The 18677-nt window shown below is 33.3% G+C and carries 13 protein-coding genes; 4 read left to right on the top strand and 9 right to left on the bottom strand.

Annotated features, from left to right (window positions below; all coding sequences use genetic code 11):
- Nucleotides 1-19: 19 nt before the first annotated feature.
- The 4 genes from H593_RS0101495 to H593_RS0101480 are packed head-to-tail and all read left to right on the top strand — an operon-like array spanning nucleotide 20 to nucleotide 2906.
- The gene (locus H593_RS0101495) at nucleotides 20-454 is read left to right on the top strand and encodes an ATP-dependent zinc protease family protein (RefSeq protein ID WP_028870787.1); all 435 of its coding nucleotides are present in this window, start codon (nucleotides 20-22) and stop codon (nucleotides 452-454) included.
- Between the two features lie 46 nt (nucleotides 455-500).
- Nucleotides 501-1370, top strand: coding sequence for a 30S ribosomal protein S6--L-glutamate ligase (gene rimK / locus H593_RS0101490; RefSeq protein ID WP_028870786.1), 870 nt, complete (start codon nucleotides 501-503; stop codon nucleotides 1368-1370).
- A 2-nt stretch (nucleotides 1371-1372) separates the two neighbouring features.
- Nucleotides 1373-2356: a succinylglutamate desuccinylase/aspartoacylase family protein gene (locus tag H593_RS0101485; protein WP_028870785.1), complete on the top strand. Its 984-nt coding sequence runs from the start codon at nucleotides 1373-1375 to the stop codon at nucleotides 2354-2356.
- The gene (locus tag H593_RS0101480; RefSeq protein ID WP_028870784.1) at nucleotides 2343-2906 is read left to right on the top strand and encodes a 5-formyltetrahydrofolate cyclo-ligase; all 564 of its coding nucleotides are present in this window, start codon (nucleotides 2343-2345) and stop codon (nucleotides 2904-2906) included. Before H593_RS0101485 ends, H593_RS0101480 begins: the two co-directional genes overlap by 14 nt.
- Before the next feature lie 2 nt (nucleotides 2907-2908).
- Here H593_RS0101480 and H593_RS0101475 read toward each other — a convergent pair whose 3' ends face one another.
- The 9 genes from H593_RS0101475 to H593_RS0101435 all read right to left on the bottom strand — a co-directional run bounded on the left by H593_RS0101475 (nucleotide 2909) and on the right by H593_RS0101435 (nucleotide 18649).
- Entirely contained in the window at nucleotides 2909-4792 is a 1884-nt protein-coding gene (locus tag H593_RS0101475) for a hypothetical protein (RefSeq protein WP_028870783.1), read from the bottom strand.
- 15 nt (nucleotides 4793-4807) lie between these two features.
- Nucleotides 4808-5425, bottom strand: a complete 618-nt coding sequence (locus H593_RS0101470) for a lipoprotein signal peptidase (protein ID WP_028870782.1) — start codon at nucleotides 5423-5425, stop codon at nucleotides 4808-4810.
- Nucleotides 5426-5558: 133 nt separating this feature from the next.
- Nucleotides 5559-5939, bottom strand: a complete 381-nt coding sequence (locus tag H593_RS0101465; RefSeq protein ID WP_028870781.1) for a TraR/DksA family transcriptional regulator — start codon at nucleotides 5937-5939, stop codon at nucleotides 5559-5561.
- A gap of 3 nt (nucleotides 5940-5942) precedes the next feature.
- Nucleotides 5943-9416, bottom strand: a complete 3474-nt coding sequence (gene ileS / locus H593_RS0101460; RefSeq protein WP_028870780.1) for an isoleucine--tRNA ligase — start codon at nucleotides 9414-9416, stop codon at nucleotides 5943-5945.
- A 408-nt stretch (nucleotides 9417-9824) separates the two neighbouring features.
- Nucleotides 9825-10457: a hypothetical protein gene (locus tag H593_RS0101455; protein ID WP_028870779.1), complete on the bottom strand. Its 633-nt coding sequence runs from the start codon at nucleotides 10455-10457 to the stop codon at nucleotides 9825-9827.
- A gap of 86 nt (nucleotides 10458-10543) precedes the next feature.
- On the bottom strand, nucleotides 10544-14380 hold the full coding sequence (locus H593_RS0101450) for a LamG-like jellyroll fold domain-containing protein (RefSeq protein ID WP_084142238.1): 3837 nt from the start codon (nucleotides 14378-14380) through the stop codon (nucleotides 10544-10546).
- A 307-nt stretch (nucleotides 14381-14687) separates the two neighbouring features.
- Complete coding sequence (gene radA, locus H593_RS0101445; RefSeq protein WP_028870777.1) at nucleotides 14688-16046, bottom strand: DNA repair protein RadA; 1359 nt, start codon at nucleotides 16044-16046, stop codon at nucleotides 14688-14690.
- 195 nt (nucleotides 16047-16241) lie between these two features.
- A complete protein-coding gene (locus tag H593_RS18300) occupies nucleotides 16242-17417 on the bottom strand; it encodes an alpha/beta hydrolase (protein WP_051229585.1) in 1176 nt (391 codons plus the stop codon).
- Nucleotides 17418-17509: 92 nt separating this feature from the next.
- Entirely contained in the window at nucleotides 17510-18649 is a 1140-nt protein-coding gene (locus H593_RS0101435) for an alpha/beta hydrolase (RefSeq protein ID WP_028870776.1), read from the bottom strand.
- Nucleotides 18650-18677 lie beyond the last annotated feature (28 nt).

Below are 18677 nucleotides of genomic sequence, written 5' to 3'. Positions count from 1 at the left end.
CCATATTTTAAAATTTAAAATGCCAAAAAAAACTATAGGCAGAATAGATAAAGCAGATTTTTCTACTCTTGATTTGTTTGATATTGATATAAAAATCGATACAGGTGCTTACACATCGTCTATGCACTGCCATAAAGTTGTTGAAGAAGACAATTTATTGAAATGCTTATTTTTTGATAAAGAACATCCTAATTATAATAAAAAGATCATTGTTTTTAAAAATTACTCTACAGCCAAAGTTAAAAGCAGTAATGGTATGGTACAAAATAGATACATGGTTAAAACGAGCATTATTCTATTTGATAAAAAATACAACATTAATCTCACCTTAAGCACCAGAGATGAAATGAAGTATCCTATTTTAATAGGCCGAAAATTTCTTTCCAAAAAATTTATTGTAGACATAAGTCTAAAAAACTTATCTTATCAACAAAAGTTGTATAACCAAGAATAAATTCACCAACTCTTAATTAAGTATTAAATATAAATCGATTTACATAATGAAAATTATAATTCTATCAAGAAACCCTCATCTTTATTCTACAAAACGTCTCATTGAAGCTGCAAAAAAACGGAAGCATGAAGTTGAAGTTATTGATCCTTTGATGTGCGATATTATTATCGAGAAAAAAAACCCAAAAGTTATTTTTAAAGGTAGAACTTTGGAGGCAGACGCTATCATACCTAGAATTGGTGCTTCTGTAACTTTTTATGGAACAGCTGTAGTAAGACAATTTGAAATGATGAAAGTGTTTTCGGCTGTAGAATCTCAAGCTTTAGTGAGATCCAGAGACAAGTTACGCAGTTTACAAGTCTTATCTAGAGCGGGTTTAGGGATGCCAAAAACGGTCTTTTCTAACTATGCTAAAGATGTACAAAGCATGATTGACTATGTAGGCGGAGCGCCTTTGGTCATTAAATTATTGGAAGGAACTCAAGGGTTAGGTGTTGTATTAGCTGAAACAAATAACGCAGCCGAATCTGTTATCGAAGCGTTTAATGGATTACAAGCACGTGTTATTGTACAAGAATTTATTAAAGAGTCTAAGGGAGCAGATATTCGGGTCTTCATCGTTGATGGCACAGTCGTTGGCGCTATGAAACGACAAGGTAAAGAAGGCGAATTTAGGTCTAATTTACACAGAGGTGGAAGCGCTAATATCATTGAACTTACAGACGAAGAAGAAAATGCGGCTTTAAAAGCTGCTAAATCTCTTGGTTTAGGTATTTGTGGTGTAGATTTACTACAATCGGCTCGTGGTCCTTTAGTTTTAGAAGTTAATTCCTCTCCAGGATTAGAAGGTATTGAAACTGCTACCAAAAAAGATATTGCATCCACTATTATTCGTTTTATAGAACGAAATGTGTAAATATGAAAATTGAAAATAAAGATTATTTAAATATTTTAGGCGAAAAAATTGCCTTGGGAAAAAGTGCGACTGTTACTTTTGAAGTTGCGAAACTACATACTCGTAACACCTTAGATGTACCCATAATTATTGAGCGCTCAAGAAAACCTGGGCCAACAGTTTTAATTACTGCAGGTATTCATGGTGACGAAATTAATGGCGTAGAAATCGTTAGACAAATTATTGCAAAAGGTATTAATAAACCTAAAACAGGAACCATTATTTGTGTCCCCGTAATAAATGTTTTTGGGTTTTTAAACATGGATCGCTTATTTCCTGATGGCAGAGACCTCAATCGTGTGTTCCCAGGAAGCTCAAATGGTTCTTTAGCTAGCAGAGTTGCACATTTTGTAATGACAGAAATTGTACCTCATGTTGATTTTGTGATGGATTTTCATACTGGTGGTGCAGATCGTTTTAATGCAGCTCAAATTCGCATCGTAAAAGATGATCCAAGACTTACCGAATTAGCTCATGTTTTTGGAGCTCCTTTCATCTATTATTCGCAAAATTTAAATAAATCATTTAGGAATGCTTGCAGTAAAGTTGGTGTTCCAATGCTTTTGTTTGAAGGTGGGAAATCTTTTAATATTCACGATAACATAACAAATACTGGTGTTAATGGTGCTAAACGTGTGTTACATCACTTGGGTATGTTAAATAGCAAATTTAAAGTATCTAAACCTAAAACTCAAGCCCTAATAATTGGGGAGAGCAAATGGTTGAGGGCTAAGTTTTCTGGGATGTATAAACCAACAGTGGCTATAAATTCGTATGTAGAAAAAGATGATGTTATCGGTAATATTACAGATCCTTATGGTAGTTTCAATCATTTTGTAAAAGCTCCCAATGCAGGTTATATTTTCAATGTCAACGAGTCTCCAATTATTTATCAAGGTGATGCTATTTTTCATATTTCAATAGATTTAGATCATGACCAAAGCTAAATTACGAACACATTACAAAACACTTAGGAAAGCGCTCTCTGAAGAACAAATAGAAGACTATAGTTTAAAAATTGCTAATCAATTGCTTCTTCTTCCTATTTGGGACCATGAGTTCTATCATATATTCTTATCTATTATTGAACATAAAGAAGTCAATACCGATTATATTTTAAATATTCTCTCAGGCAAAGACAAAAACATTATTATTTCTAAAAGTGATTTTTCTACACGAGAGATGTCACATATTCTGCTTACAGATGGTACAACCATTAAAAAAAATAAATGGCATATTCCAGAGCCTGTAAATGGTATTACTATTACTCCAAAACAAATTGATGTTGTATTCGTACCTCTATTAGCCTTTGACGAACAAGGTCATAGAGTGGGTTATGGCAAAGGTTTTTATGATAAATTCTTAGCCAAGTGCAAACCAGAAACTCTTAAAATTGGAGTATCATTTTTTGAAAGCGAAAAAAAAATATCAGATATATTTGAAGGTGATATTACTTTGGAGTATTGTGTAACTCCCAATAACATTTATACGTTCTAAAACTAGTTCATACAACTTTCACAATAGGTCTCTCTCAAATAATCATCTTCTAACAATTGAAAAGTAACTCCTCCTTCTCCAAAAGGATTAAACAGTTTACAATAACGCATTTTATTCATATTTAATGCATTCAACATAATCGTTCTATAATCTGAAGTTTTTGTTAATTCTGGATTAATAATCGTTAAATTCAAATAGTAGAATAACAAGTTTTCGTCAGTATCAATCTGCTTAACCTTGTCTTTTAAAAGCGTTACTGATAAATCTGTATTGGCATAGTAGCTAAAAAATTGTGCTAAACTCAAATAATCATAATCTAACAAATCAAATTTCTTATAATTTTTTTCTATAAACTTTACTGCTTTATCCTTATTTGTGTAATCTCGTTTACGCATTAAGTTTTCGGCAGTAATAACATGATAATTCACTAATAATCTGGTTATTAGAACATCGCTTATTCCATAATTTTTCAAGGCGCTGATTTCTGCTTTCAGTTTCTTATCATCAACATCAATCGCCCTTAATCTCCATAGTTTTAATTTAGTAACAGCAATATTATATTTGACACGTTTATCTTTGGGTGCTAACTTTTCAAGTTTCAGTAATTCATTATAAACCATTAAAACCTGAGGCTCTTCTAACACATATTTATATGCCGCATTTTTATTTAAAAAAGTCATGTATTTTAACTGATTTGGCACTTGCATTTTATCCAATACGTCTGGAGACACTTCTCTATTTTTAAGCTTCTCAAACAAAGAGTTTTGAATTTTCAACGCTTCATCTAAATCATTAGACGCTATGGATGAATTAAATTTACTCAGAAGTTCTGTATCATTCAAATCCTTGTAGACATCCTTCTTTTCTAGTTCTAAAGTAACTAGTGCCTTTCTATGTTTCTTTAAAATAGGTTCCATTTCCGAAGATAATACGCCAACAAGCTTTGCTTTTATTTGGCTTTTACTCAACCTTTTTAAATCTTCATATTTTGTGTTTTCAATATCATTTAAAAACTCTACCCAGTTCTCTGAAGATGAAATCTCATTTTTTATAGATGGTTTTTGAAAACTTTGAATTGCCTTTACAATGCTTAATGCTCTTTGTTCTTGAAGTTTGACATTGCGCTCCAAACTTCCTTCTATAGACGAATACGCTTTTATATTAATTGATTTTATATTAAAATCTGTTAGACGCAAAGAATCGTAAAGCGGTCTTATATCATCTTGCGAATACTCTGCTTTATTTTTTTTAAATGGAATTTTAAACTTCAGCGATTTGTTTTTTATTACATAACTGTCGCTTGAGGCAGTTTTTATTTGTTTCTCCTTGTACGTAATTGAATCTAGATACATTCCCATATCCAATAAATCCCATGGGTAAGACTCCAAATCATAAATCACGTAATACTGACATAGGTTTTTATTACTTAAAAACAACGTATTAAACTCAAGGTCTTTATTCAATAAATGAGCAGGAATACGTCCAACCAAAACACGATATAATGTGTTATCTGATTTTTTAAGTCCACCTTTAAGTCGTTTTGAATACACAGGTGGTAATAATTCACCCTTTATTTGAACACTTTCTATGTGTTCAACATTGCAAGCATACCGATCTTTATCTACTATGTCAATAGCTATTCCATCATAGGCATCAACGAATAAACTATTAAACCAGTCTTCGTCGTTGGTTTCAAAAAACAAACTAGCGTTGACTCGCTTAATACCAAATTTCATCTCTTTTGGTCTATTAGAAAAGGCTTGATTAAACTTTTGACAAACTTGGCTGTCATAATTAGTGAAGTCAATTCCATATTGGTTTTGAGCAGTCATTATGTTAGAGAAGCAAAAGACTAAAAGTGCTATAAAAAAATATTTGAATTTCATAACTAGTATGTAGCTTTAAGAGTTTTTAAACGCACGCTTATTAAAGAAAATTAAAATCCCAATACCGGTACTAATCGCCATATCTGCGATATTAAATACAGGATCAAAAAAGGTGAAATATTCACCACCATAAAACGGGATCCACTCAGGCAGCACACCACTCCACATTGGAAAGTGAAGCATATCTACTACTTTACCATGAAATATTGTATCGTAACCTTGTTCTGGAAGAAAGGTTGCGACTTGACTTAAACTTGAGTCAAAAATCAGCCCGTAAAAGACCGAATCAATGATATTCCCTAAAGCTCCTGCGAGTATTAACGAAATTGCAAAAATTAAGGTTTTAGAGCTTCTATCTGCTATTGATTTCTTTAACCAATACCCAATTCCAACGACTGCCACAATTCTAAAAATTGTTAGACTAACTTTTGCTGTTCTATCTGATATAAATGAGACAAAATCGCTAATTTTTGTTCCCCAAGCCATACCTTCATTTTCAACAAAGACAATTTGAAACCAACTAAAAATCTCTAATTTCTCGTTAAGCGCAAAGTGTGTCTTAATATAAAATTTACTTATTTGATCAATAAGCAGAATACTTACAATTAGAATTGTAGCTTTTTTTAATGACATCATTAGAATTTTGTAAAACAAAAATAAGGTTATTATTGTAAATGAAGATGTAAAATCAAGTCTCTAGAAACAAAAAAACGCCTCAATTGAGACGCTTACTTTGAATAAAATAACTTTTAATAGAAATCTGTTACTACTGCAAGTTTTTAGCTTCAATGCTTAATGTTGCATGAGGCACTAATTCTAAACGTTTTTTATTAATGAGTTTACCTGTAACTCGACAAACACCGTAGCTTTTATTCTCAATACGGATCAACGCATTTTTAAGATCTCTAATAAATTTCTCTTGTCTAATTGCTAATTGCGAATTGGACTCCTTACTCATTACAGCACTCCCTTCGTCGAAGGCTTTAAACGTTGGCGAGGTATCATCTGTACCATTATTGCCATCATTCATATATGCACTTTTAATCAATTCTAGATCATGTTGCGCTTTTTCTATCTTTTCATGGATAAGGGTTTTAAATTCGCTTAAGTCCTTATCTGAATATCTTACTGTATTATTACTTGCCATATTTTATAATTTTTGGATAAATAATTTGGTATTTACATCATCAAAGGCGATTTCTATACCATTATTTAAATGTTCTACAATCTCTAATTTATCGGTTAGAGTTTCTGTTTTGATATACTCTAAATTTGTTTCTATCGCATTTTCAATATGCGCATCTTTTTGAAACTGTACACTAATTCTATCGGTCAATTCAAATCCTGAATCTTTTCGCAAGTTTTGAATTCTATTAACAATTTCTCTTGCGATACCTTCTTTCTTTAATTCTTCTGTTAGCGTCACATCTAAAGCTACTGTTAATGCTCCATAACTTGCTACGAGCCAACCCTCTATATCTTTTGATGTAATCTCTACATCTGATAGTTCTAAAGTAATACTTTTTCCATTGATTTCCACACCTAAAGTACCGTTTTGCTCTATTTTTTTTATATCACTTGCAGTAAAACTGTTAACTGCTTGAGCCACAGATTTCATGTCTTGTCCAAAACGAGGCCCTAAGACCTTAAAATTAGGTTTAATTTGTTTCACTAAAATACCACTTGCATCTTCTAAAACCTCAACTGCTTTGACGTTAACCTCAGATTTAATCAACTCTGCAACCGCCATAATCTCATCCTTTTGCTCTTTTGAGTCTATAGGGATCATGATTTTTTGTAATGGCTGGCGCACTTTAATCTTTTCCTTAGCTCTTAGCGATAATACCAATGAACAAATTGTTTGAGCACTCTCCATTTTATGTTCTAAACTCTTATCTACATAAGACGCATCAAATTTTGGAAAATCTGCTAAATGCACACTTTCAAATAATTCTTTATGGGTTACAGAATTTAGATCCATATATAAACGATCCATAAAGAAAGGTGCAATAGGTGCTCCTAACTTAGCGATAGTTTCCATACAAGTGTACAACGTTTGGTAAGCTGAAATTTTGTCCGTCTGGTAATCCCCTTTCCAAAAACGTCTTCTACTTAAACGCACGTACCAATTACTCAAATAATCTTGTGTAAATTCTGAAATCGCTCTTGCGGCTTTCGTAGGTTCATAATCCGCATAATAATCGTCTACTTTTTGAATCAAAGTATGTAACTCAGACAACACCCAACGATCAATTTCTGGTCGTTCTGCTAAAGGGATATCGGTCTCACTATATGTGAATTTATCTAAATTAGTATATAATGTAAAGAATGAATATGTATTGTATAATGTTCCAAAAAACTTACGCTTCACCTCTTCAATTCCCTCGAGATCAAATTTTAAATTATCCCAAGGATTCGCATTCATAATCATGTACCAACGCGTCGCATCTGCACCATAAGTATCTAAAGTTGTAAATGGATCTGTCGCATTACCTAAACGTTTGGACATCTTTTGTCCGTTTTTATCTAAAACCAATCCGTTAGACACCACATTTTTGTAGGCTACAGAATCAAACACCATCGTTCCAATCGCATGCAAAGTATAGAACCATCCGCGAGTTTGGTCAACACCTTCTGCTATAAAATCTGCAGGAAATGATTTTTTGTCATCAATAAGCTCCTTGTTTTCAAAAGGATAATGCCATTGCGCATAAGGCATAGAACCAGAATCAAACCACACATCAATCAAATCGTTCTCACGCTGCATTGGTTGTCCGCTTGGAGACACCAACATAATCTCGTCAACAATATTTTTATGTAAATCAATTTTAGCGTAATTTTCTTCGGAAAAGTTGCCCACTTCAAAATCGTCAAAGATATCTTTAGCGAGTACACCTGCTGAAACTGCTTTCGCCATTTCAGATTTTAATTCCTCCACAGAACCGATACATATTTCTTCAGTTCCATCTTCAGTTCTCCAAATAGGCAATGGAATTCCCCAATATCTAGATCGTGATAAGTTCCAATCATTGGCGTTTGCTAGCCAATTTCCGAAGCGACCAGTACCCGTAGATTCTGGTTTCCAGTTAATGGTTTTATTAAGCTCGTGCATTCTATCCTTAACATCTGTCACTTTAATAAACCATGAATCCAAAGGGTAGTATAAAATAGGTTTATCTGTTCTCCAACAATTTGGATAACTGTGCTTATATTTTTCAACCTTAAAGGCTTTATTTTCATTTTTTAACTTAAGCGCTAAGCGCTCATCAACACTTAAATACGCTTTGAGATCAGAGATGACAGCACTCAAATATACTTTTTGCTTCTCAAATTCAGTAATTAATTCGTCATCACTCAAATATTCAGATTTCACATATTCTCCAGCAAAACCGTAAATATCATCTTTAATTTCCTTTCTAAAACGCCCTTGTAAATCAACAAGAGGCACTAAATTATCATTCTCATCTTTAACTAATAATGGTGGAATTTGTGGTGTTGCTTGTTTTGCAACTAAAGCATCATCTGCTCCAAAAGTTGGTGAGGTGTGTACGATTCCTGTACCATCTTCTGTGGTCACAAAATCTCCAGAAATAACTCTGAAAGCATCTTGCGGATTATCATTTGGTAAGGCGTAAGGCAATAATTGCTCATAGGTAATCCCAACTAAATCAACGCCTTTAAATTCTTTAACAACATAATATGGGATCTTCTTATCTCCAGATTTGTACTCTAATAGTTCTGCTTTTTCTTCTACCAAATTAAACTTTCCAGAGAACTGATTATTCACTAATTTTTTAGCCAAAACCACATTCATCGGTTGGAATGTATACTGATTGTATGTTTCTACTAACACATAATCAATCTTTGCTCCAACGGTCAACGCTGTGTTACTTGGCAATGTCCAAGGTGTTGTCGTCCAAGCTAAGAAATAGATATCCCCTTCATTTTGCAAAAAGTCTGGTAATGACTTTGCGTTCGCTTTAAACTGAGCAACAATAGTTGTATCTGTAACATCTTGATACGTTCCTGGTTGATTAAGCTCATGTGAACTTAACCCTGTTCCTGCTTTTGGCGAATAAGGCTGAATCGTGTAGCCTTTATACATTAATTTTTTAGTATAAATTTCTTTGAGTAACCACCAAACACTTTCCATATATTTAGGATCGTAAGTAATGTATGGATCATCCATATTTACCCAATAGCCCATTTTTTGCGTGAGGTCATTCCAAACATCTGTATAGCGCATGACTGCCTTACGACAAGCTGCATTATAATCTTCAACAGAAATGGTTTTACCAATATCTTCTTTAGTGATTCCTAATTCTTTTTCGACACCAAGCTCAATAGGTAAACCATGCGTATCCCAACCAGCTTTGCGCTTTACTTGGAATCCTTTCATGGTTTTGTAGCGTGGAAAAATATCTTTAATAGCACGCGCTAAAACGTGGTGCACTCCAGGCAATCCATTTGCAGAAGGAGGACCTTCAAAAAACACAAATGGCTCATTGCCCTCTCTAGTGGAAATACTTTTTTCAAAGATGTTGTTTTCCTCCCAATAGTTAAGAATTTCTTCTGCTACTTTTGGTAAGTCAAGTCCTTTATATTCAGGAAATTTAGCGCTCATGATATCTATATTGTAGTCGAGTCGCGAAATTAAGGAATTTTAGGAAAAATGTGGTAGTGGATTGCTTAAAAAAGGGACGTCGAAATTCTCATTGCTTTTTTAACCTGAAATTGTTGATTAAAACACCAACAACGGCAATGGCTACTGAAGTTATTAGAGATAAAGAATACATTGCTTAAGGAACTATGACATATGTATAACAGCTCTAGATTTAATTTGTGTTGTTCTAGTTCTTAAAACCGGTTAGAAAAACAACATTTTTAGAGCTATTATTAATATGACTAAGGATACTATTCTTTTTGTGTTTTTCATTTTATGTTTAGGGAATAAATGTTCATTAACGAAGACACTATAACGTCTAAAAAGTCACCTGACTATTTAGGTAATAAGAGCTGCTTTTTCTTTTCTCTAATCAAGAGCTGCGCAATAGTCATTGTAGTAATAGACCATGTCTATAATGTCTCCTCTTTTATATTTTCTTTCATTAAGGCGATCCACTATTTGTGTACAATTTTCAAAATAAGCTATAGCCTCTTTTTTAAAATTGAATATTCCAAAAAGTTTGATAGCTTCCTTTTCACTTTCTTTTTTAAAAAAAAACGTATAGGATGTCTTTTTATTATAAGTTCTCATATCTAAATTTTCTGGTTTGTTATTAAACTCACCACCTATTGATACCCAATTGGAACTTACGTCAGCAAAAATGGATATTTCACCTAATTCTATTACTTCTAAAAGTTGCATCATTGAATGATTTTTCACATTGACATACATGAAACCAACATCATCAAGTGCACCATGGAAGATTACTCCCTTAAGCATCAAATCAGTCCATACATCTGGTTTACTATCATCATTCACCTTAAATTTAATTGAGGAGTTGAATGTGATTTTAGCATAACCTCTAATTGTAGTACCGTCGTTAAAATTAATAGTCGCCTCTTCGTATGAATTAAATACATCTGGCACAAAAATGCTCAAATCTTGAGCAGATAAACCTGTAGATATTAAGAAGGCCACAAACAGTAAAAAACTTTTCATGATTCAAAGCTAAGAAAAGGATATTGAAAAGAAATATTTTTCAGTAAAAACGAGAGCAGGCCTTTCCTTATTAATTCATCTAGTCATTATTTTGCTAGGATCTTTTTGGTTTTTATACCATTATTAGTTTTAAAATAGGCCACATAAGCACCTGTAGCTAATTTTGAAAGTTGTAAACCGTTATTCAAATCTTGATCATTTACATCTGTAAATTCTTGAACAGTTTGCCCCATCATATTAATAACCAGAACTTGTTTTACATCGGTTTGAAGACCTTTTACAAACAATTTATTCGTGTCGCTATTAAAATAAATCAAGTTATATTGATGGTCTTGATCTTCTGTAGACAAGGCTTCTCCTGGTTGAAAAACAAGTTCAAACCTGTTGTTGAACGTTCCCATTTCCGAAAAAAATTCATATCTCTGATTACTTCTCAAGTCAAAAACATCTCCAGTAAAATTATCTTTTAAATAGACGTCTTGCTCGTCATCAAAATTCTCGAGGTCTGTGATCTTAATTTCGTAATTATAAGTTCCAGACGTTTTAACAGATAATGGAACGACCTTATCTAAAGTGATTTCACTATACGCTTGAATGAGCATTAATTTATCTTCCAATATAAGGCTCATATCGTCATTGCTAATCCCTGAGTTTTCTGCTTCGTAACCATAATCATAATCGTCTGTAGTATAATTACTGAAGGCTAATAACAATTCACGTCTTGCGTCTGGACCATCAACAGAATTAAACTCTAAGCGTATTTTCTGCATGCTGTTTTCTTCGGAAATTGTAGCGTCTTGAAAAACCTCGCTAGTTCTTAAAAATGTAGAACCATTGTCTGAAGTTCCGTCTGCATCTGTTTCTTTTATAAAGATACGTTGACTGTTGTTAAAGACGACGTTTCCATTAGCGACGATTTCTGTAGTGAAACCCTGACCTACCGGAAGGTATTGTGTTGGTAGTTTTGTGCCTTCAAATCCGCCACTGTTTCCGCCTTCAAACCCCAAAAACTGAGATGCTCTAACTGAACCACTAAGGTTAACGGTTGCATAACCACCATTGTATTCATCCAAAAAATGTGATGATCCGCTCCATTGTTGCCAAAGCTGAATAGATCCATTTATAACCGTAGAATTGTCAAGAATAAATTGATGAAGATCAATTGCAGAAGGATAGGGATTACCCAATAAGTAATCTGTTTTAGATACCGCAGGCACAGATCCAAAACCACCAGTATCAACTCCATTCACTAAAATAGTACCATTATTTGGTTTTCCTTCAAAAACATATTGTTGCTCAGTACCTGGATTTCCAGTTCCTTTTTGTGTGTAACCCATTCCTGGCTGAAGGTTAGTATTCTCGTTTATTGACGCATAATCCAAATAAGTGACACCGTTTTGGTAAACATACATCCATCGTGTACTTACTTTACCAACTTCATCATGCGCATTAGTAAACTGAACGTTGGTTCCGTCTCCTTTTTGAAGCATGTTTAATTGATAATTCGTATTATTTGCATTGTTGACGCTGGTATTATTATCAACTAAGGCAGTTGCACGTAATTCACCAACTGGAGAAGCCCAGTAATTATACCAATACACACTGGAAGTTCCTTCTTGTCGTCGTAATATTCCCCCTTGCGATGATGTTACCAAATCACTATTAGTACTTTGTATTAGTTGTGAATCATTACTTAAATCTAAAGTCCCATTAAGTTCTAAATACCATGTGTTTTCAACTTTATGATCTCCACTAATAATAAGTTTTTCATTATGGTTAATGAATAATCCTAAATTGGTATGTGAACTTGAAGAAGTTACTTCATTATTGATTTGAACAATGCTCCAATCCTTATTAGTTAACACATTTTCAATATCCCAAACATCACCATATAACCATGTATTCTCTGCACTCCAATCTCCATTAGCATTTGTTTGAAAAGGCATTGGCGCAGTTTGAACTTGTATTGATGTAATATTAGTAAGTTTAAAAGTTCTTGAGTACTGTGAATAATCGATTAAATCATTTCCTCTTAGTTCAGACATTGGATAATATGCCAATAGATTTGCCCATAAGACATTGTTAGAATTCGAAAATTCTATAATATCTTTATCAATTATTGTTCCTCTAACATTTCCGAAGATATTAGCAATCTCCTGAAAAACCATCTGCTGAATCTGATTCGTAGATAAGGATTTATTAAAGACTCTTATCTCATCTATCTCTCCATTAAAATACTCTTTATTACTTAAATTACTAGAACGCCTTCCTATCTCAAAAGCACCGTTACTGCCTGAAGTTACTTCAATATTAGCTCCAGTGGGCCCAGCATTAAAACCTACTAACTCACCATCTATGTATAATTCGTTCCGACCCGTTATTGAAGAAAATACTCCTGTTACGTGATGCCATTCATCAGTATTTATAGCAGCACTCAAAACCGAACGTGTGGTATTCCCAACTGTCTTTATTAAAAATCCAATTGTATTTCCATTTTCAACAAATAGTCTACAACTTAAATCCTCTCCCACTATGGTCATAGTTCCAGAAGCAGAATTGTCTATTTTCACCCAAGCCATTATAGTAACCTGATCTAAGCCATCAACAAAGCCACGGCCTGTTGCATAATCATCTACTCCATCAAATTCTAATGCTGCATTTATGGGTGGATTACTATCAAATAAATCACGATAATCCACATCTCCTCCACTTAGTAAATCACCGTCAGCGTCAGGTAAAGTTGAAGGGTTATCGATATCTTCATTAACATCGAAAACAGCATCATTTATGCCATTAGTCTCGAAATTATCATCTAGGCCATCGTTATCTGTGTCTATACCTGAAACGGTATTTACCATACCATTTTCTAAAATGTCTAGTGTCCCGTCATTATCTGAATCTGCATCGAGATAATCTGGAATTCCATCGCCATCTGTATCTTGAGGTGTTAATCCTGTTGCGTAGTTATCTGTAACCCCTGAAGCATTAATACTTCCTGATGGCTGCATATAGCCTGTTGTTGACTGTGCTTCTACATTGTCTGGAATACCATCATTATCACTGTCTATATCTCTATAATTTGGGATGCCATCATTATCTGCATCACTATAAACTATCACTGGATTTGTGAAATTATTTACACATGAAAATTCTAAACTGAAATATCGCACGACGTTACTCACGTTTGTATTAGCAAGAACTCCCATTTGAAAGGTCAAACTTGAAAGATTAAAATAACGTGCTTTTACATTAATTGTAGAAAATGCGTTTGATGTACCTTGGTAATTTACGTTACCAGAAGTAGTAACTAAAAAATTGTTCTCCTGGGTAATTGTAACATTTGTAGGATTATCAATCACATAACTGTTAGGTGTAGGGATTTTAATACGTTCAAACTTTTCGTTATCTCCATCAATGTCATTGAGATTCATGAAAAACTCGGGCACAATTACAGCTGTAGTAGTGCCACTAGTTACAAACTGAAGAGTATATTCTATGTATCCTTCTTGTCCAGCTATTAAACTCGTTGATCTAACCCCTGGCTTGAGATACTCAGCCTGTGATGAATTATCATCTAACAAATCACAAGTCGCATTAACTCGCGTGTTTATTGTTAAGAGCCCATCTATTCCAGGTCCAATATTAGTAAATCTAAAAACTTCACCGTCTAACAAAGTGTTTACATTTCCATCACCTGAAATCTCTGTAGGTATACTACTAAAATCAAAATCTTCTTCACTGCCACACTCATTGGCGGTGGTTATGGAACTGCCTTGTTCTATACTATCCAGAATACCATCATTATCGTCATCAGAATCTGAAGTATCTACATAAGTATCATTATCTGTGTCTTGGGAAAAAGCACACTGAGGCACAGAAAAAAGGATTAAAAATGATACTATATATAGTAGTTTTCGCTTCATAGCGTAATGATTAATTTTAAAGACTAATGTCTTAGTCAGATAGATTTTTGGAGGGGATATCTATTGGTTATATTATAAATTATGTAATACAATTCATCTCATATCCAACACAATATTACGTATTAGTTATAGTTTTAAAAATTAGATAAAAGTTAATTTAGATGAAATGTTTGGGAAATCAGATGAATAGCAAACTACCATAATAAAAAAGCAAAAAAACACTTTAGAAGACTCTCTAAATTGGTCGTATTTAAACAAAACTATAATACAGAAAAAGCAATTTAAAAACTTCCTTTTTTGTGTTTTATCATATAATTAAATCAACCACATCTTCAATCTTAGAAATTAATTGAATCTTAATCACTGTGTTTTTTAAAGAAATCTTATTGTATTTAGATACAAAAATTGTAGAAAATCCTAATTTTTCGGCTTCCAAAATGCGCTGCTCAACTCTTTGAACAGGGCGTACTTCTCCAGAAAGACCTACCTCAGCAGCAAAACAATAATCTTTCTGTAGCGCTACGTCTTCATTAGAAGATAAGATTGCAGCTACAACCGCTAAATCTATTGCAGGATCATCAACTGTAATTCCTCCTGTAATATTTAAAAAGACATCCTTAGCACCTAATCTAAAACCTGCGCGCTTCTCTAAAACTGCCAATAACATATTAAGACGTTTTGCATTGAAGCCTGTCGCACTTCTTTGAGGAGTCCCATAAACTGCTGTACTTACTAAAGCTTGTACTTCTATCATCAATGGACGCATACCTTCTAAAGTGGCTGCTATAGCATTCCCAGATAAATCGTCATCTTTTTGAGAGATTAATATTTCTGATGGATTAGAAACTTCCCTTAAACCAGAACCTTGCATTTCATAGATTCCTAATTCATTTGTAGAACCAAAACGATTTTTATTGGCGCGAAGGATTCTAAACACATGATTACGATCTCCTTCAAACTGTAAAACAGTATCCACCATATGCTCCAATATTTTTGGCCCAGCGATATTACCATCTTTTGTAATATGTCCAATTAAAATAACTGGTGTGGCAGTTTCTTTTGCAAATTTAATAAGTTCTGTTGTACACTCTTTTACTTGAGATATACTTCCAGATGATGATTCTATATAATCACTATGGAGCGTTTGAATGGAATCTATAACCACAATATCTGGCTCTAGTGATTCAATTTGTTTAAAAATATTTTGAGTTTTAGTTTCGGTAAGGATGTAACAGTTGCTTGAGCTAGGATTGATGCGCTCAGCACGCATTTTTATTTGCTTTTGACTCTCTTCTCCAGAAACATACAAGGTTTTATATGGTAATTTTAGTGAGATTTGAAGTAACAATGTGCTTTTCCCAATTCCTGGTTCTCCGCCTAGAAGTGTTAAAGACCCTGGAACCAAACCTCCTCCGAGCACACGATTAAACTCATTATCTTGGGTGTCTAATCTGGCTTCTTGTGAGGTATCTATCTCATTTATTAGGAGTGGCTTTGAAGCTCTCTTAGCAGTATTAGTAGGTGTTTTCCAATTACTTTTTTCAGGCTTTTCGATGACCTCCTCTGTAATCGTATTCCACTCTTTACAAGCGGAACACTGACCTTGCCATTTAGAATACTGACTGCCGCAATTTTGACAAAAAAATGTTGTTTTTAGTTTAGCCATATTTCTTTCTTCGGAAGAATTTTCCGCAGTTAAAATTTCAGCTAAATTAATATATTTTAATTGATATCCTTGAACAAACTTATTGCCGCTATAAATTTAAGCGCCACCCGTTTCAAATTTAAATTGGATATAAAAAACTCTTTAAATTTACGAAACAAGTAGACAAAAACATAGTCTGTTGAGTAAATACTTAGTTTAGTTTTCTTCATCATCTTCAGTTTCTGTGTCGTCTTCTACAAATTTTAAATCTTCCACGTGAGACATTATAAATTCCTTATTTATATGAGACATTTCATTTAAGTCAAGTGCAGATTGATATAATTTTACTGCCCTTTTAGTTTTACCTAATTTTTCAGCATGAAGGGCCATATAATAAGTTCCAAAGGAAGAACTTGGATTGAGCTTATTAGCTAATTTCCCAATTTTATAGACAGATTCTATGTCTTCCCGTTGATCTGCTAAAGTGATTAATCGTTGTAATTCTTCTTCGGAAATAGGCTTAAAAATCCCAAATAAATCATCAATCCGCTTATATCTATCTACAATATAATCATCTAAGGTGCCTTCATATGGAAGTGCTTTCTCTCTTAATTCCTTATCGTCAAGAGGTTTGTATAATTCAAAAATCCTGTCGAGTGCTTTAGATAAAGCTCCACTTACCAATGTATAGTGAGAGTCACCAATGAGCTCATCAAAATAATAAGTCAAGTTTTGATTATCAAGCGTTTTTAAATTGTCATTTGTCGTTCTAATTCTGTCTCTTATAGATTTAATATCTCCATCTGCCGTTGCCAAATAATAAAAAACATCACTATCCAACCACTCCAGTCGAGTTTTAACGTTTTCACTCATGGTTCCTTTAAAATCAGGGCTTAAATTTATGTACGCTTGAAAAATTGGAGTGTCATGGAATAAGAATGAATTGATAAAATTCCCCATTAAGTCATGACCAACGGCCACTTTAAATTTACTCGTATTATATTTAGAATCTATATACGGAATTAATTCTTGATCTATAAAGTTATAGAAACGATCACCAGATTCAAATGGAAGTCCAGTAACCTCATCAAAATAACTATCATAAAAACGTTCTTTGCCTTGAACGACTCCCACAATTATTGATTTTGGCATTTCATCAAAATACGTTTGGTAACTCACTTGACCTGCTACAGGTTCAAATAGATATTCAGCATCAAAGACTATAATTACAGGATGTTTTAAATCTGAGTCGGGATTATAATCATCCGGAAGTCTAATTTTTAACTCTCTCGTAGCGTTGAGTTTTTGAGATTCAAACTTCTCATAAGTAACTTGCGCAAAAATTAATTCGCAAAATAATAATGAGAAGATAAAAAGAAGGGCATTCTTCATCTTAAGTAGGTTTTAATTTGGGGACTGTAAAGATACCTAAAATTAGGTTTAAGTACTAATTTATTCGATGAAATGCATAATTTAATTCAATTTTACTCTTGGAGATCATAGATTTTATCCAATAACATATCCTTATTAACGAACTCAGATTCTTTTAAAAGTAATCCAGATTGATACTCTATCAAAGCTTTTCTCGCATTACCACTCATCTCATGGTAGATCCCGGAATAATAAGAACTTATCATTGATTTTGGGTATTCTTTTTGAGTAAGCTTAGCTAAGCTTTTCATAGATTCTATATCATCTTTTTTCTTCGTTGCCGCTAGTATTGCTCTAAGGTCATTTTCAACTACTTTTTTTTCAAAGCCATAGAAAAACTCAATATCTTCATATTTTTTTATCAAATAAGCAAAAGGCCCCTCTTCATAAGTGAGTACTTTTTCGTTATATTCTTTTTTATTTATAGGCTTGTATAAACCAAAAATTTCATTAATGGCTTTAGGTATTCCCAGCCCTACAAGAGAATAGTGATCTGCATCTTTAAAATCATCAAATCGGTAATGTAACTTCTCATTTTCAATAGCACTTAATGCTGCGTTACAAGCTAAAATATCATCTCTTAATCCCTTGATATCATTATCTGCTGTAGCCAAGTAGTAAAATGTATCTTCAGTAGTAATCGATAGTTTTTCTTGTAGACGATTTACCATTTCTGGGGATAAATCTGGACTAAAAGCAATATAACCTCTAAATAAAGGTTTATCCTTAAACAACCAATAGTTAATAAAATTTGCACTTTGATCGTGGCCTACAACAATTCTAAAATTTGAAGTTAAATAATTCTCATTTATATAGGGTATCAACTCCATTCCTATAAACTCAAAAAACTGAGAACCTCCTTCGTCTGACGGAAAATAAGTAGTCCCACTAAAAGATAAATCTACATCTCTTTTTTGGGCTTGATTAACACCTACAACTATAGACCTTGGCATATCTCCCCAATATGAGTGATAATCTGCATTACCAATTACAGGCTCAAATAAATAATCACCATCTAGTACGACGACTAAAGGGTATAAAATATCGCCTTCAGGATCATAATTTCTTGGTAATTGAATTTTAATTTCTCTTGTATCACCAAGTTTAGACGATTCAATTGTCTCATAGGCCACTTGAGAGTTTGCTATGTGGAACAAGAAACCAAATAATAGAAATAAGATAAATTTATTCATGATAAGCTCGGATTAATAATAAAGCAAG

This window comes from Psychroserpens burtonensis DSM 12212, assembly GCF_000425305.1.
Taxonomy (GTDB): Bacteria; Bacteroidota; Bacteroidia; order Flavobacteriales; family Flavobacteriaceae; genus Psychroserpens; species Psychroserpens burtonensis.
Note: the sequence above shows the minus strand (reverse complement) of the source record. Positions and strands in the feature narration are given on the sequence as shown.

Coding starts and splice junctions, on each gene's coding strand:
- H593_RS0101495 (WP_028870787.1), top strand. CDS start 20: ATGCCAAAAAAAACTATAGGCAGAATAGATAAAGCAGATTTTTCTACT.
- rimK (WP_028870786.1), top strand. CDS start 501: ATGAAAATTATAATTCTATCAAGAAACCCTCATCTTTATTCTACAAAA.
- H593_RS0101485 (WP_028870785.1), top strand. CDS start 1,373: ATGAAAATTGAAAATAAAGATTATTTAAATATTTTAGGCGAAAAAATT.
- H593_RS0101480 (WP_028870784.1), top strand. CDS start 2,343: ATGACCAAAGCTAAATTACGAACACATTACAAAACACTTAGGAAAGCG.
- H593_RS0101475 (WP_028870783.1), bottom strand. CDS start 4,792: ATGAAATTCAAATATTTTTTTATAGCACTTTTAGTCTTTTGCTTCTCT.
- H593_RS0101470 (WP_028870782.1), bottom strand. CDS start 5,425: ATGTCATTAAAAAAAGCTACAATTCTAATTGTAAGTATTCTGCTTATT.
- H593_RS0101465 (WP_028870781.1), bottom strand. CDS start 5,939: ATGGCAAGTAATAATACAGTAAGATATTCAGATAAGGACTTAAGCGAA.
- ileS (WP_028870780.1), bottom strand. CDS start 9,416: ATGAGCGCTAAATTTCCTGAATATAAAGGACTTGACTTACCAAAAGTA.
- H593_RS0101455 (WP_028870779.1), bottom strand. CDS start 10,457: ATGAAAAGTTTTTTACTGTTTGTGGCCTTCTTAATATCTACAGGTTTA.
- H593_RS0101450 (WP_084142238.1), bottom strand. CDS start 14,380: ATGAAGCGAAAACTACTATATATAGTATCATTTTTAATCCTTTTTTCT.
- radA (WP_028870777.1), bottom strand. CDS start 16,046: ATGGCTAAACTAAAAACAACATTTTTTTGTCAAAATTGCGGCAGTCAG.
- H593_RS18300 (WP_051229585.1), bottom strand. CDS start 17,417: ATGAAGAATGCCCTTCTTTTTATCTTCTCATTATTATTTTGCGAATTA.
- H593_RS0101435 (WP_028870776.1), bottom strand. CDS start 18,649: ATGAATAAATTTATCTTATTTCTATTATTTGGTTTCTTGTTCCACATA.